At 31.7% G+C, this 1,412-nt stretch carries 2 protein-coding genes; both read right to left on the bottom strand.

Annotated elements, in window-relative coordinates; genetic code table 11:
- Positions 1-706: restriction endonuclease subunit S (locus L992_RS11775; protein ID WP_081982915.1), on the bottom strand; the 706-nt coding region annotated here is incomplete at its 3' end.
- Positions 707-723: 17 nt separating this feature from the next.
- Positions 724-1,412, bottom strand: a 689-nt coding sequence (locus L992_RS11770) for an N-6 DNA methylase (RefSeq protein ID WP_047396439.1), incomplete at its 5' end; no start/stop codon positions are given.

Genomic DNA, 1,412 nt, shown 5'->3' with positions numbered 1-1,412 from the left:
CCATTTTTCCACCACTACTTCTATATGGCTCTCCATTCTCATTTGGGAAATCAAAATCTATAAACCATCTTTTGAATAGAGTTTGTGCCATCTCTTCAAGAGTTTTATTCATTTCATTATTTATTTCTATTTTATCATCAAGAGCTGATAATATTGAGGCTATCTTTTCTTGGGTTTCTAAAATTGGAAATGCAATAGGAAGTTTTTTTACAATTCCTAAATTAATTAAAGGAATTGTAGAACCTGTATTTAATTGCTTTATTAATTTAATAATTTTAGGTTGCTTTAGCCAATAATAACAATACATTGGTAATACTTGATTTTCATCTATACGTGCTCTTATCTGTTTATTAGATATAACATATTCGTTATAAATGTTTTTTTTCGTTATTATTCCTATCTGACCAATTGTACCTGCAGCTGTAAAGATAATATCATTTTTTTTCGCATAACAATTTAATTCGCCTGCTTTTTCTGGAGTGACATAAACAAAACCTTCATCAATAAAAGTTATAAGTTCTTCTTTTAAATTATTTCCTCTTATTACAGGTACTCCTGTTTTTACAAAAAATTTGCTACTTATATTTGAACCAAATGGTCCAGAGATTAGAGATCTTTTTTCTTTAGATACTATCTCCTGAAAAGTTTTTAATTTAAATTTTTTTGAAATTTTCCCCAATTGTGTATACTGCCATTTTTCAATCATATCTTTATTCTCCACCATTATATATCAAATCCTAACTTAGCTAGGTTAGCTCTTATCTCTTCTTCTAGGTGTCTGCTCTTTGCAAATTGCTCAGCTAGTTTTGCACTTAGATCTGCCATCTTTTCCTCGTAAGGGATTCCATCGTCCTCTGCTTCCTCTATTCCTACATATCTTCCTGGAGTTAATATATATTCATGCCCTTTAACCTCTTCAAGTGTTGCACTCTTACAGAAACCTTGAATATCCTCATATTCTTCTTCACCTTTATATGAACCTCTCCACATATGGTAAGTATCAGCTATCTTTTGAATATCTTCAGGTGATAACTCTCTTAAACTTCTTTCTACAAGAGCACCCATTTTTCTAGCATCTATAAATAGAATCTCTCCATTTCTTTCTCTATGCTTAGGGTTACTTTTATTTCTATTTAAAAACCATATACAAGCTGGAATTCCAGTAGTCAGGAATAGCTTATCAGGAAGAGCTACAACGCAATCTACTAAATCATCCTCTATCATATTTTTTCTAATCTCTCCCTCATTTGAAGTATTAGATGATAGTGATCCATTTGCTAAAACTATTCCAGCTGTTCCATTTGGTGATAAATGGTGTGCCATATGTTGTAACCACGCATAGTTAGCATTTCCCTCTGGAGGTGTACCATATTTCCATCTAGCATCTCCATCTAAAGATTCATGCCAGTAAT

Origin of the sequence: Cetobacterium sp. ZOR0034 (assembly GCF_000799075.1) — a bacterium.
Lineage (GTDB): Bacteria > Fusobacteriota > Fusobacteriia > Fusobacteriales > Fusobacteriaceae > Cetobacterium_A.
The sequence above is the reverse complement of the archived record's forward strand: the minus strand, read 5'-3'. Positions and strand labels throughout refer to the sequence as shown.